The organism is Glaciibacter superstes DSM 21135 (genome assembly GCF_000421145.1).
GTDB classification, from domain to species: Bacteria; Actinomycetota; Actinomycetes; order Actinomycetales; family Microbacteriaceae; genus Cryobacterium; species Cryobacterium superstes.
The window spans coordinates 56,507-70,033 of record NZ_ATWH01000011.1 but is presented as its reverse complement, the minus strand read 5'-3'; the positions used below and the strand labels follow the sequence as shown (position 1 = coordinate 70,033).

Here is a 13,527-nt window from a genome sequence, read left to right as displayed (position 1 = left end):
CAACGACGAAGTAACGTCAGCTATTCCCGAGTTTTCCCGGATGCTCCTCTCGCACTGCTTCCTCCCTGATCGTCTCGTCGAAGATGCCCTTCGCCTTGAGCCCGACGAGCGAATGGCCGCGCCCATAACTGAAGTAGATAATGAAGCCGAGCACCAGCCAGACCAGGAAACGCACCCAGGTCAAGGTGGTCAGGTTCAGCATCAGCCACAGGCAGAGCACGGCGGAGAGGATCGGGAGGTATGGCGAGAACGGCACCTTGAACGCGCGTTTCAGGTCTGGCCGCTTGTGCCGCAGCACCACAACGGCGATGCTCACGAGAACGAACGCTGAAAGAGTACCGATGTTGATCATCTCTTCCAGCACCCCGACATCCGTCAGCCCGGCGATCAGCGCGACCAGCGTGCCAGAGATGATCTGGATGCGCGCCGGCGTGCGACGCTTTTCGCTGGTGACGCTCAGCCAGCGGGGAAGGAGGCCGTCGCGGCTCATGGCGAAGAGCACCCGGGAGAGGCCGAGCAGCAGCACCATAATGACGGTGGTCAGGCCGACCAGAATGCCGACGGAGATCACCTGCGCCGCCCAGTCCGCGCCGACCGAGATGAAGGCGGTGGCGAGCGAGGCATCCGGATCATCGGCCAGCACGGTGTACGGCACCATGCCGGTCAGCACCAGGCTGACGCCGACATAAAGCACCGTGACGATGGCCAGGCCGGCAAAGATTCCACGCGGCAGTGTGCGTTGCGGGTTCTTCACCTCTTCAGCGGATGTCGCCACCACGTCGAACCCGATGAACGCGAAGAAGACAAGGGAGGCTCCGGCGAGCAGGCCGAAGATGCCGTACTGCGCTGGGGCTGCGCCGGTCATGAAGGAGAACAGGGACTGGGTCCAGACATCGCTCGCTCCGCCCTCCTTCGGCACTTCGGCGGGGATGAAGGGCGTGTAGTTCGCGGCGTTGATGAAAAACGCGCCGACGATGATGACAAAGAGCACGATCGCGATCTTGATGATCGTGAAAATGCTGGTGACCCTGGCGGAGAGTTTGGTCCCGAGCACCAGCAGAACGGTGAAGATGGCGACGATGATGAACGGGCCCCAGCTGATGCCGACCCCGCCGACGCTGACGGTGTCTGGGATGTCCCAGTTCCAGAGCCGGAAGACCTCGCTGAGGTAGATGCCCCAGTACTTGGCGATCACCGCAGCCGCTGTCAACATCTCGAGGATGAGGTCCCAGCCGATGATCCAGGCGAGGAGTTCGCCGAGGGTGGCATAGGTGAAGGTGTATGCCGAGCCGGCGATGGGCACGGCGGAGGCGAACTCGGCGTAACACATGATGGCCAGGGCGCAGGTGACGGCCGCGAGCACAAACGCGAGGGTGACCGACGGGCCGGCGTAGCTGCCGGCGGCCTTGGCGCCGACGGAGAAGATGCCGGCGCCGACCGCTACGGCCACTCCCATGATCATGAGGTCCCAGGTCCCCAGCGTTCGTTTGAGGTTGTGTCCCTTCTCCAGCGAGTCGGACAGGGAGTCTTCAATGCTCTTTGTGCGCCTGAGGCTCATCGGTGAGTGCCATCCATTCGTTCGTCCCCGTTGGGGGTCTTCCCCGGGGCATTCCATGGTACGGCGCAGCAGCGCTATCGGCCCCACTCTCGCACTCCAGCACGGATGCGCGGGTGCTGCGCGTGGGGCGGCGCGTGCGGCGGCGGCGTTTTAGGCGAGTTCGAGTACCGCAGTAGCTGCCTCGTGGAGCGCCCGGCCGTAGCTCGCGCCGTGACCGGCAGCGTGCACGGCGAGCGGATGCAGCTGGTGCAGCGGGATGCGTTCCGCCCACCCCGCGCGCAGGTGTGCCTTCGACTCGTAACCGCCGAACACGTCATCGAGGTATGGACAGCCGAACAGCGCCAGCATGGCCAGATCCGTCTCGCGGTGCCCGCCGTGCGCGGCTGGGTCGATGAGTACAACACCGTCCGCTGACCACAACACGTTGCCGTTCCACAGGTCGCCGTGCAGGCGGGCCGGCGGCTCATCGTCGTTGAAGGCGCCGGAGGAGACGAGGTCACACGCCTCGCGTACAGCGCGCGCGCCTTCATCGGAGATGTTGCGCACCCGGCGTGCGATCTCGAGATAGGGCAGCACCCGGTCGCGTGCATAGAAGGCGCCCCAGGTGGCCTCGTGAGCGGCCGGCAGCTGGCGGTTGCCGATGTAGAGCGGTCCGTCGTAGCCATCGGGCGGAGCGCCGAATGCTGAGGCGCCGGCCCGATGGGTGATGGCAAGCTGCGCGCCGAACTCGCGCGCGGCATTCCGATTCGGCTGCACTTCGTCGACGTGCTGAAGCACCAGGTGGCCAGGCTCGAGACCGATGACGGATGCCGTGCGCACTCCCCCTGGCACGCTCAGCCAAGCGAGACCCGCGACTTCGGCCTCGAAAAAATGGGGTGGCGCGTCTGAGAGTCGTTTTGTGAAGCCACTCTGGGAACCCATAGTTCTACTCTGGCGCAGTTCCGCCGCGCGGCATAGGGGCTCGGTCCGATGAATCACGGCGGCGTGAGGTGCGGCGCGCAATGGTGAAAGACGTCAAGACGAGTGCGAGGCTTACCCCGATGACGGTGCCGGTCGAGTTGGCGACGAGGTCACTCACATCGGGATACCTGGCCGGGAGGAACAGCTGGACGAACTCGATGAAGCAGGTGAGGACGACACCCACGAAAATGGCGAGCCACCACTTCCGTCGCCCGAACAACAGAAGGAAGAAGACGCCGATCGGAATGAACATGGCGATGTTGGCGATGAACTCGACGAGGCTGTAGGTGATCCAGTCGGTGGAGTCATGGCGAGCGAAGAACCCGAGCGCCCTGAGCAGCCAGCCGTTGCTCGATGTCTGAGACGGCTGCGGGTTGAGCGTGACCCAGCCCACGAACGCCAGGTAGACGAGCGTGACGACGGACAGGATCGGGTGGCGGTGCAGCATCCCCTCTATGCTGCCGTATCCGCCTGAAGATCGCCGCCGGTCAGGGAAGGAGCTCAGCAGCGAGGAGCTCGAGCGCGCGAATGCGACCCGGCGTCGTCGTCGGACCGTCGGCGGCGTGCGCGGACGCGACCGGCTGCAGCATGACCTCGTCGACGCCGAACTGCCCGGCGAGATCACGGATGCGGGAGGCTGCGGTTTGGGCGTCGCCGATGATCCAGTTCGCACTCATCCGTTCGATCATCTCGCGCTGGGCGGGCGTCAACTCGGCCGCCGCCGCCTCTTCGACAGTGGAGAGGGCGCTGAGCGGCACTCCGGAGCGAAGCTTGGCCATGTGCTGCATCTGCGGCAGGGCGAGCGCCATGGCCTCCTCTGCCGTATCGGCGACGGATGCGTTCAGAGTGAGGAAGGTGCGCGGCGCGGCCAGGGTTTCCGACGGGGTGAACTCACGCCGGTAGACATTCAGTGCGTGGGTGGTGCTGTCGCCGGAGAAGTGATTGGCGAAGACATAGGGCATCCCCCGCTCGGCGGCCAGGTGCGCAGAGTACTCGCTGGATCCGAGGAGCCACACCTCTGGCACGGTCTGCGCCGACGGTGTGGCGCGCAGCTCGTAGGACTTTCCCGATGTCAGTTCGAATGCCGCGCCTTCCGGGTGCAGCAGTGCGGTGATGTCGCCGATGTTGCGTGGGAAGTCGTTGACCTCGCTCACCGCGCCGGTGGAGCGGAGCAGCGCGGTAATGATCGGGTCACTGCCCGGGGCACGGCCGAGCCCGAGATCGATGCGACCGGGGAAGGCGGCTTCGAGCAGACCGAACTGCTCTGCGATGACCAGCGGCGCGTGGTTAGGAAGCATGACGCCGCCGGAGCCGACCCGGATTCGGCTGGTCTGCGACGCGAGAATGCCGATCAACACGGGCGGGTTGGTCGAAGCCACCGACGGCATGTTGTGGTGCTCAGCGACCCAGTAACGCGTGAACCCAAGGTCGTCTGCGCGCTTCGCGAGGGCGACGGATGCCGCGAGCGCGTCCGCCGAACTCTGAGTGCTGCGCACGGGAATAAGGTCGAGCACCGAGAGGCTGAGTGAAGTTGTCATCCCCTGTGCGAACCCGCGCTTCGCCCGGCTTATTCCGGCGGGACACACAGAACGGGCCGCCACCGAAAAGGTGACGACCCGTTTGTAAGAAGTTCGCGGTGTCAGCGAAGACTGCGCTGACGGCGAGCTGACTTAGCGGCGCGCATTCTTAGCGGCGCGCTTTCTTAGCGGCGCAGTCCGAGGCGCTCGATCAACGAGCGGTAACGGTTGATGTCCACGTCAGTCAGGTAGCCGAGCAGACGGCGACGCTGGCCAACCAGCAGAAGCAGGCCACGACGTGAGTGGTGGTCGTGCTTGTGCACTTTCAGGTGCTCGGTGAGGTCTTTGATGCGCTGAGTCATCATCGCGATCTGGACCTCAGGAGATCCGGTGTCACCTGGGTGGGTAGCGTATTCTTCGATGATCGCCTTCTTGACATTTGCTTCGAGTGCCATAGATGGAATCCCCTTATCTCTCATTGCGCGGTGCCCGGGGCAGGATGCCTGAGCTCTCTTAATCCGCGGCCGTTAGACGGCAACCTCACGAGTTTAGCAGAGTATGGCGCTACCCACTTGCTGGCCATCCCGCGCTGCCCCTGTCACCCCGCGCGGTGGTGCTCCCGCACCAGTTGTGAGACTTCACGTCGCAGCTGGTGCATTCGCCTGTCGCGTTCTCGCCTTCCGGCCGCATCGAGCACCGGCGCGACCCATTCGCGGTCGAGCCTCGCGGTGATGGCACCGCTGACGTCGGCCCAGGCATCGTCGCGCGCCCGCTCGACGAAGGCGGCCAGGTAGTCGGCGTCGTTCATTCGGCTTGACAGGCGATCGGCGACAGCAGCATGGGTGTTCTCCCTCCTGCGCAGGTTCGCGTAGTCGCCGTCCCGGTAGTCATGGTGGTGGTCGCCGAGGCCCTCCCTGCCTGCGGCCGCCTTGCGGGCCGCACCGGCGAGCGCCGCAGATCCCTCCGACTCCCTCGCCCGCTCGGACAGCACGCTTCGCGCCAGGTCGGCATAGTGCTCAGGGTCGTACGGTTCTGGGTCGGTGAGCGCGCGAATGACGATCTGGTTCTTCAGCGCAAGACGCGCCGCGAACTCGGCGAGCATCATGCCCTCATCGACGAGTTCCTCAAGTGCGGCCGGTTCCGCGTCTGGAAGGGTCGAGTAATCGAAGAGCTTCATCGGCACGGGCTTTCGCCGCCTCCACCGAAACCTCATCGACCGCTCACTCTCGCTGTCGGCATCCCCAAGCTGGGTCTGCAGCGACCACCGTCAAGCTTATCGGGCCGGTGACGGCGAGCCCCAGTGCTGGCGACGCTCAGTGCTGGCGGAATTCAGACGAGCAGTTCAGATCAAGACGCCGTCCGCGAGGTGGAGGCTCGCCCCAGCCATCGCCTGCAGTGTCTCGTCGTGCGTGGAGATGATGGCTGTGGTGTGCTCTGACGCCACCACCGACTGCAGCAGCGCCATGATCGCCGCGCCAGTGTCGGAGTCGAGTTGCCCCGTCGGTTCATCGGCGATCAGCAGACGCGGCGAGTTGGCCAGCGCTCGCGCGATTGCCACTCGCTGCTGCTGTCCACCCGACAGTTCACCTGGACGCTGCATCGATTGACCAGAGAGGCCGACGAGATCAAGCAGGTGTGCGACGCGGTCGGCGCGTGTGGCGTTGTCGAGCTTCTGCAGTCGCAGTGGGAGCCCCACGTTCTCTGCCGCCGACAGCATCGGCAGCAGTCCGAAGGTCTGGAACACGAACGCCAGATCGTCGCGCCGCAGCCGGGTGCGCCCACCTTCATCGAGGGAGGTCACGTCGGTGCCGTTGACGATCACGCGGCCGGATGTCGGTTGGTCGAGACCACCGATGCAATTGAGCAGTGTGGTCTTGCCAGACCCTGACCTGCCGACCAGCGCCACCAGCTTCCCGCGCGGAATCTCGAACGAGACGTCTCGCAACGCGTGGACGGCATCCGCTCCGGAGTCATAGGTGCGGCTCAGATGCTCGACAACGACCATCGGTGCGCTGTGCCGTGCCATCCTGCTCGTCGGCGCGTCGCCGGCCACAGCATCCTCAGCTATCTCGCTCATGCGCCGCCCTCCTTTCGTTCAGTCGGCCAGACGCCCACATGGTCTTCCTCGAGCTCAAGACGCACCCGGCCGCGAAGCCCGAGCGACTGGCGGTAGCCTGCGGGCAGCTGCAGGCGTCCGGCTCGGTCGAGCACGGCGTACTCCCTCGCGATCACCGCTGAGACGCCCTGTTCGTCAACGTGCGTGTGCCGCACGACTTCGGATGCGGTGCGCCCGTCACGAATGGCAACGGTGCGCTGCACCTGGTCTGACACCGCCCTGTCGTGGGTCACGATCACCACCGCCGTTTCGAGGTGGGTGTTGGCCGAACGCAATGCGGCCAGCACCTCCTCCCCGGTCGCGACGTCGAGTTCGCCGGTCGGTTCGTCGGCGAACAAGACCTGCGGATGGTTGGCCAGCGCCACGGCGATCGCCACCCGCTGCTGCTCGCCGCCGGAGAGTTGCCCTGGTCGACGATTGGCCTTCTCCCCCATTCCCAGCACGTCGAGCAGTTCGGCGGTGCGTCGCTGGCGTTCACCGGCCGCCACGCCAGCGAACGACATCGGCAGCGCCACGTTCTCGGCCGCGCTCAGGTACGGGAACAGATTGCGTGCCGTCTGCTGCCAGATGAATCCGACAACGTCGCGCCGGTAGACCAGGCGATCCGCGGCAGACATCCTCAGCAGGTCCCATTCACCCACCCTCGCCTGGCCCGCCGTCGGCACATCGAGACCCGAGAGAATGTTCAGGAGCGTCGACTTGCCGGAGCCGGAGGCACCGACGATCGCGATCGTCTCGCCCGGATAGACCAGCAGGTCGAGGCCCTGCAGCGCCTGCACCTCGATCTGCTCCGACTGGTAGGTGCGCACGACGTTGTCGCACACGATCAGGGCACCCTCACCGTAGCTCGGATCGATACCCGTGTTCGCAATCGTCATATCGTCTCTCCCACTCGAAGAACCTCACTCAATCGATCCCGGCGATGACCGGCAACCTCGACGACCATCGTGATGAGAAGCACAAGCACAGCGCCGGCGATCACGCTGAGGATCACAACCGGCGACACGACCGGGTCTGGCGCCCGGCCGCCCGCGAGTGTTCCAAGGCCCAGCGACGGCCCCAGGATCACCACCATCCCCACCCCGGCCAGGATGCCGCCTAACAGTGCCGCGAGAACCATCGGCGCTGTCTCCGCGAATGCAAGCCACCACCCCAGCCGCACCCGGAGACCGAGGGTGCGCAGCAGCGACAGTGACCGTGCGCGCGCGCCTGCGCTCGCCAGCACACTGGCGATGAGCGCAATGATCGCGAGCAGGGATACGGCCCCGACAGACAGCACCATCATCCTGTGCACTCCGGCGACCAATGCGTCACCCTGCTGGTCGTCCACCCAGGCGGTGCGCAGGATGACATCATCCTCCGTAACACCGAGACTCTCCACAGCGGCCGCGGCTCCCGGTCCCATGACCAGCAGCGTGTCAGGCACAAGCGGCACCGTGCTGACGGCAGACAGCGAATCGAGATCGGCGTATACGAATGGCCCGTCGAGGTAACCCGGAACGGCGTCGACCGTGCCTGTCACGCGCAGCTTCAGGTTGTGCCCGCCGTAGCTCATGACCAGCTCGGAGCTATCCAGTCGCTCCGTCAGCCGCTCGTCCACGAGAACCGGCAGCGAATCTTCTTCCCCCGATGGCTCCGGAACGGACGCCGCGGCCAGCTCCCGCAGATCGGTCACATCGGAGCCGGGCCCCCCTCCGGGTTCGTCGCGGAGTTCGTCAACGACGTCGGCGTAGTTTCGGTCGACGGCGAGCACGGTCACGAAGACCGGTGACGACCCGGCTGACGACGCAGGCGAGATGGACGCTGCTGAGTTGAACGCACCCCTGGCCTGCATCGACCCCGCGGCCGTGACGCCGGGTTCGGCGGCGACAGCGGCGACATCCGTTTCTGTGAGGGGTGCTGTGGCGGATGCCGTGACGCGCGCATCTGCGCCGACGCTCTGCCAGGAGGCGTCGACCTGGCCGGAGCGCACGGTGTCGACCAGCAGTCCACCGCCGACCGCGAGGGCAACAGCAAGGGTGAGTGCGAGGAGCGGGAGCACCGCGAGACCGCGCTCGGCCTGCACCGCCCCCAGAAGTCCGAGCGCGCCTCTGGTGCGCCGAGCGAACGGCGTGACAAGGCGCACAACCAGCGGATAGACGCGCACCAGGATGAGCGCGACAGCGAGTGCGAGCAGCAGTGGTGCCGCGGCCAGGAGTGGGTCGACGCCATCCGTTCGAGTCCCGAGGAGTCCGCGGCTTCGCACCGCGAACAGCGCCCCAGCGGCTAGCACCAGCATGGTGACCTCTCCGGCGAGCCGCCGTGCCAGCGCGACCCGCGCGATGCCGGATCGCGCCGACGCGTTCGCCGGGCTTCGGCTGGCACTCCAGCTGCCGCGCGCCACCACGAGCGTCTGCAGAACGGGTGTCAGCGCGGCAACAAGAAGCACAGCCGCAATCGACAGAAGGTCGTATTCCATTCCCGGGATGAACACGGCGGCAGCGGTAACGCCGATCCCGCCGCCGACCAGGCTCACCAGGATCGATTCAACAAGCGTTCGCATTCCGATAGACACCAGGGATGCGCCCCGTGCGCGTTCCAGCGAGACATCCCCTGTGCGCCGCAGCACGAGGAGCCGCGAAAGAAGCACGATGACCGTCACAGCCACTCCGAGCACGCCGGCGATCATCAGCGACATTTGGGCGATGGCCGCCTTTGCCTGCCCGGGGAAATCGGCGAGCGCATCCGCAAACCCGCTTCGCACGCCCAGAGGCGCGGTGAAATCACCGGCCAGTTCGTCACTTCCCAGGTCGAGTGCGCGCACGTCGTCAGCCACCCGTGCCTCGAGCGCCGCGGTGAACACGTCGGGCACGAACGGCAAGCGGATGGTGGCGTCCGACGGATCGGTGGTCACGGCGCCGAGCAGCTCCATTCCCAGCGGTGAGGTCAGCACCACGATGCCCGCCGACGTTCCGGCAACGGATGTTGAATGGTCGGAGGGCGCCCACATTCGCGGCATATCCAGCCATTCTCTGGCATCTTCCACAACGACACCGGCGGCGAGCGCATCGGCCGCCGGCTGAACGATGCCAACGACGGTCAGGTCGGTCGTCTTCGGCGTGGAAGTTCCTGGCTCCACGGCCTGCGGAACGCTGAGGACACTGCCAACACCGACGGATGCCGCTTCCGCAGCCGCAGAGGAAAGCACCACTTCCCGTTCGCCTGCAGCATCGGCCGGCAGTGCCCCATCCACGAGGGTGAGTCCGTGCAATTGGGCCGATGTCAGCATTCCGACCTGGATGGACAGTCGCGTGCCTGCCAGCGCGGGATCGGCACCGGGCGTTGTCGCCTGCGTCTCCTGGCTGAGGATCGTCACGGTCGGGTCGCCGAGAGCTTCCGCCAACCCACCTGTGCCGTCTGGCCCTTGCGGCATCCGGCCCTTCAGCTCGCCCGCCAGCTGAATGACCTGCTCAGGCGTCGCTACCGGTGTCGATGCGTTCGGCGTGCCTACTGTTGTGGTGACGACGATGTCCGCCTGCGGGCCCGCGGCCGCCACGGCTTCCCGCGCACCGTCATCAAGGGTGTCCTGAAGAAGGTGGGGCAGTGCTGCCGCGAGAAGAGTCAGGAAGCCGATGAGGAGCACAGACACCACGACCAGTCCCAGATCGCGGCGAGCGCGACGGGCACTCAGGGTCACAGCCTGCCTCATGACTCGCCTCCCTCGCGCAGCAGTTCGGCGGGGCGGGTGGATCGTTGCACGATGGCGGTGAGTGCCACGACGACAGCGAGCACCGCGCCCACTTCGAGGGCGAGAAGCGCGAGCTGCGCCCACGGGATGTCGATCACCACGGCCGGCACCGGAGTCGTGCCGTCCGGTGAGAGTGCAACGAGAGGGCCGACCAGCCACACCAGTAGCAGCCCGATGGCGATCCCGAAGACCGTGCCGAGTGCGCACAGCAGAAGCGATTCGAGAGCCAGGAGTGCAGACAGGGCCCCACGCGAGGTACCGATCGCCTGGAGGTGCGCGAGTTCGAGGCGACGAGCGCGCAATGCGGCGATGATATTGACGATGAAGCCGACGGCCGCGAGGAGCGCGCCGGCAATCACTCCGAGCCAGAGCGCCGCCTGGGTCGCCACCCTGAGCGGCGACTCCTGCAACTGCCGCGCGAGCCCGTCACGACTGACGACGGATGCCGCCGCCAGGTTGGTCGTCTGCGTGCCGGCCGCGGAATCGGCCGGGCGCGCTTCACTGCGCGCATCCGTATAGGCATCCGTGTACGCCTGCCCCTGCCCGGCAGCGACGTCGATCCACCATTCGTCGACGAACGGCCCGGAGAGCCCAGCCTGGGCAAGCGCCCTCGACAGGGCGGATTCGTCGACGACCACGGTTGCGTCACGGCTGTCGGCCGCCGGGATGTTTGCTCCCGCCGTCGCCAGCTCGGTGACCGTGGCGGCACCGGGAACGAGCGGCACCGTGCCCGCAAGCCGGATCGGCACCAGCTGGCCCTGCACCCGCAACGTGAGCTGGGAACCGGTGTCGACGTTGAAGGTGGAAGCGAAAGCCGTTGGCACAACGGCGGCCAACTCGGTGACAGGCTTCCAGCCCACCATGGCGAACGACGCAGGTCGCGAATCGACGGTGGAAGGGATCAGCACTTCGAGCGACAGCTGTCTACCGGCCTGCCCCGGCACGGGCGGCCGGTCGGCCGCGTCTCCGCTGGTGCCGAACCATGCTGGGTAGGCATCGGACGCCGCATCGGCATCGAACGGCACCGGTTGGACGGACATCGATCCCCGCTGCGTGACCCCGAGGTCTCCGAAGAGCACGGTCAGTTCCGCCTCGTCGGGCACGGCGTCCCCTGGGTCGGTTCCGGTGAAGACGGTCTGGAGCCCGACAAAGCGCAGCTGCTCCGCACGAGTCGATCCAGCCGCATCCGGCGTCTCATCCCCCGTGTTCTCTTCCCCCGTGTCTTCTGCCCCCACGCCCACCAGAGCTTCAACCGCGTGGACTTCGCCGTCGGCTTCGACCTCGCCGAAGCTCACCGTGGTGAGCAGCCCGCTCGCGCCTTCAAGGATCGCCCGCACTTCGGCATTGACGCCCGGCAGCGCGGTTGCCGTGTCGCCGATCTGAACGGTTGCAGAGAGCCTGTCTACATCTCCCGGCAATTGAACACCGCCGGACACCGCCGCATCCCCGGCCAGCGACTCAGCCAGCTTCCTGCCACCCTCGTCGCCCACCCGGCCGTCGGCGATCATGTTCCTGGCGGCAGAGGAGAGGGCCAGCACCTGCGCCGGAACACCAGCGGCGGGCTCGCCCACGCCGCTCGCTGCGTCCGGGCCGGCAACGCGCGCGGAACGGTGGATCGCCGGTTGCGCCTCACCCTGCGCACCGGCCGCGAGATCGACGGCCTGCTCGCTCGCTGTGGCCGGATCGGCCAGTGCGCGAACCGGGGCGCCGACCGCGAGAGCTGCCTGATCGCGCTGTGAGTTCTGCCACGTCGTCAGGAACGACAGGCTGAACGTGCCAACCGCCAGGGCAAGGCTCAGCAGCAGCACCGCTGCCGTCGCCCGCTGCGTTCTCCTGCCGATCTCCCACGACGCCAGCGGCAGCACCATCCCGCGCGCACCGGATCCTGCCCGCTCGATGAGGCGTGCAGCCACCGGGATCAGTCGCGCACAGAGCAGTGCGCCGGCCAGGAGCACCAGCGCCGGCCCCGCAGCGAGCACCGGATCGACGGCGAGCGACGCCCCGCCGCCAATCGTGGTGCGGTACAACCACAGCTGCCAGTAGGCGATGGCTGCGAGGAAGATGAGCCCCAGGTCGAGTCCTGATCTCATGAAGCCGGAGAGCCGGCGCTGGCGGGTCTTCGATTGCGCCCCGTCGACGATGGTGCGTTCGCGTCGCCACGGCAGCGGGGCGACCGGGGCAACCAGCACCACGACGACGAGAACGGCCATGACGGATGCCGTCAGCCAGGTGATCGGCGAGATCGCGACGTCCGTCGGCATGCCCGCAGCGACCATCGGGGGCTGTATCGCCAGCAGCCGGTAGACCAGTAGTGCCAGCGGAGGGCTCGCCAGCACTGCGACAGCGCCGATCGCGCAGGCCTCCACGGCTCCGAGCGCGAGCACATGGGCGGCAGACGCCCCGCGCGACCGCATGAGTTGCTGTTCAGTGTCGCGGGCATCGGTGAATACCCGGGCGGTCTGGGTCATGGCCGCCAGCGCGAGTACGACGAGGAGCAGGCTGATGACCACCACCGTGGAGCGGGTGACCACGAGACCAGACACGACGGCAGTAACCGCATCAGCGGTCGGAGAGGAGACGAAGATGCTCTCGCCGAGCCTTCCGGCCTGGCTCGGGATGTCGATACCGGCGGTTCGCAGCCGATCGATCAACGGCGCCAGCTGGTCGACGGTGGTGTCGGCGAACTCAGGAGCATAGGCGATGTCGATGAACGACACCGGGACATCGGCCGCATCGATTGCTCCCGGCGAGGCGATGAGTGGCCCGAATGCCTCCATCGGATCGTAGAAACGCACGCCTGGCCGCGGAAACTGTGGGTCGTTGCCCTCGCCGTGCAACACGTCGTTGGTCCAGAAGTCGTCCGTCGGGTCGTCTGCGCGGTAGAGCCCGACCACCTGGGCGGTGGTCGTGCCGGTGCCGAAGGCGACGTCGAGCGTGCTGCCGACGGTGAGGCCGACGGCGCGTGCGGCCGACTCGGGCAGCGCAACGGGCACCGCGGCATCCGTTGTCGCGGCATCGGTTGTCGCGGCATCGGTTGTCGCGGCATCCGATTGCGCGGCATCCGTTTGAACAGCAACGGCGTCTGCCCAGGCTCCCTCGACGATGGAGGCGTGGTCGGAGATGTCGTCGAGCTCACCGAAGTAGGTGAGTGCCGGCTCGGTGCCGAGCCCGGAGACGTCGCCCAGCTGCGTGAGGACCATGCCGGTCGACGTGAAGGTAGCAGAGTCGCCCAGTACCGAGGAGACCGAACCCGCAAGCGCATCGCGGCTTCGTTCGATGGAGGCGGTGGGGTTCAGGACGCGCACGTCGAGCGTGGTCTGATCGGTCGGGAGGGCGGTGAGGGCGCCACGAACGCCGCCCTGCTCGGTAGCGGTCACGAGCAGGCCGAGTGAGGTGACGAGGGTGCAGGCGAGGGTTGCGACCGCGGCCACGGCCACGACCTGGCGCCATTCCGCTCGCCAGCGACCGGCTGTCATCCCGAGCAGCCAGGAGCGGTGCAGGCCGCGCACGGCCGAGCCGCCAGAGCCGCCAGAGCGCCGAGCATCGTGCTTCACGTCGACTCCCCGGTGGTATCCGCACGAAGCATGCGAGCACGTCTTGCTCTCGTGCATGCTACCGGAAGCCCACCTCCGTTCCCTTGTCACATGGG

Annotated in this window: 10 protein-coding genes; all 10 read right to left on the bottom strand. The window is 66.8% G+C overall.

Features of this window, described 5'->3' with window-relative positions; translation table 11 throughout:
• Positions 1-16 precede the first annotated feature (16 nt).
• Entirely contained in the window at positions 17-1,558 is a 1,542-nt protein-coding gene (locus tag K323_RS26560) for an amino acid permease (RefSeq protein WP_022886192.1), read from the bottom strand.
• Positions 1,559-1,708: 150 nt separating this feature from the next.
• Positions 1,709-2,479 carry a fructosamine kinase family protein gene (locus tag K323_RS0115535; RefSeq protein ID WP_022886191.1) on the bottom strand — a complete coding sequence of 257 codons (771 nt, stop codon included), beginning with the start codon at positions 2,477-2,479 and terminating at the stop codon, positions 1,709-1,711.
• A 4-nt stretch (positions 2,480-2,483) separates the two neighbouring features.
• Entirely contained in the window at positions 2,484-2,966 is a 483-nt protein-coding gene (locus K323_RS0115530; protein WP_022886190.1) for a VanZ family protein, read from the bottom strand.
• A gap of 40 nt (positions 2,967-3,006) precedes the next feature.
• The gene (locus tag K323_RS0115525) at positions 3,007-4,056 is read right to left on the bottom strand and encodes an LLM class flavin-dependent oxidoreductase (RefSeq protein ID WP_022886189.1); all 1,050 of its coding nucleotides are present in this window, start codon (positions 4,054-4,056) and stop codon (positions 3,007-3,009) included.
• A gap of 164 nt (positions 4,057-4,220) precedes the next feature.
• Complete coding sequence (rpsO, locus tag K323_RS0115520; RefSeq protein ID WP_022886188.1) at positions 4,221-4,490, bottom strand: 30S ribosomal protein S15; 270 nt, start codon at positions 4,488-4,490, stop codon at positions 4,221-4,223.
• A gap of 143 nt (positions 4,491-4,633) precedes the next feature.
• A complete protein-coding gene (locus K323_RS26555) occupies positions 4,634-5,212 on the bottom strand; it encodes a hypothetical protein (RefSeq protein WP_022886187.1) in 579 nt (192 codons plus the stop codon).
• 165 nt (positions 5,213-5,377) lie between these two features.
• Positions 5,378-6,112 carry an ABC transporter ATP-binding protein gene (locus K323_RS0115510; RefSeq protein WP_022886186.1) on the bottom strand — a complete coding sequence of 245 codons (735 nt, stop codon included), beginning with the start codon at positions 6,110-6,112 and terminating at the stop codon, positions 5,378-5,380.
• Positions 6,109-7,029, bottom strand: coding sequence for an ABC transporter ATP-binding protein (locus K323_RS26550; RefSeq protein ID WP_022886185.1), 921 nt, complete (start codon positions 7,027-7,029; stop codon positions 6,109-6,111). Before K323_RS26550 ends, K323_RS0115510 begins: the two co-directional genes overlap by 4 nt.
• Entirely contained in the window at positions 7,026-9,839 is a 2,814-nt protein-coding gene (locus K323_RS0115500) for an ABC transporter permease (protein WP_022886184.1), read from the bottom strand. Before K323_RS0115500 ends, K323_RS26550 begins: the two co-directional genes overlap by 4 nt.
• Entirely contained in the window at positions 9,836-13,432 is a 3,597-nt protein-coding gene (locus K323_RS0115495; RefSeq protein WP_022886183.1) for an FtsX-like permease family protein, read from the bottom strand. Before K323_RS0115495 ends, K323_RS0115500 begins: the two co-directional genes overlap by 4 nt.
• Between the last annotated feature and the right edge of the window lie 95 nt (positions 13,433-13,527).

What these genes read in the sequence shown, in the direction of transcription:
- K323_RS0115525 (WP_022886189.1), bottom strand. Translation starts at nt 4,056, where the DNA reads ATGACAACTTCACTCAGCCTCTCGGTGCTCGACCTTATTCCCGTGCGC.
- K323_RS0115530 (WP_022886190.1), bottom strand. Translation starts at nt 2,966, where the DNA reads ATGCTGCACCGCCACCCGATCCTGTCCGTCGTCACGCTCGTCTACCTG.
- K323_RS26555 (WP_022886187.1), bottom strand. Translation starts at nt 5,212, where the DNA reads ATGAAGCTCTTCGATTACTCGACCCTTCCAGACGCGGAACCGGCCGCA.
- K323_RS0115535 (WP_022886191.1), bottom strand. Translation starts at nt 2,479, where the DNA reads ATGGGTTCCCAGAGTGGCTTCACAAAACGACTCTCAGACGCGCCACCC.
- K323_RS0115500 (WP_022886184.1), bottom strand. Translation starts at nt 9,839, where the DNA reads ATGAGGCAGGCTGTGACCCTGAGTGCCCGTCGCGCTCGCCGCGATCTG.
- K323_RS26560 (WP_022886192.1), bottom strand. Translation starts at nt 1,558, where the DNA reads ATGAGCCTCAGGCGCACAAAGAGCATTGAAGACTCCCTGTCCGACTCG.
- rpsO (WP_022886188.1), bottom strand. Translation starts at nt 4,490, where the DNA reads ATGGCACTCGAAGCAAATGTCAAGAAGGCGATCATCGAAGAATACGCT.
- K323_RS0115510 (WP_022886186.1), bottom strand. Translation starts at nt 6,112, where the DNA reads ATGAGCGAGATAGCTGAGGATGCTGTGGCCGGCGACGCGCCGACGAGC.
- K323_RS26550 (WP_022886185.1), bottom strand. Translation starts at nt 7,029, where the DNA reads ATGACGATTGCGAACACGGGTATCGATCCGAGCTACGGTGAGGGTGCC.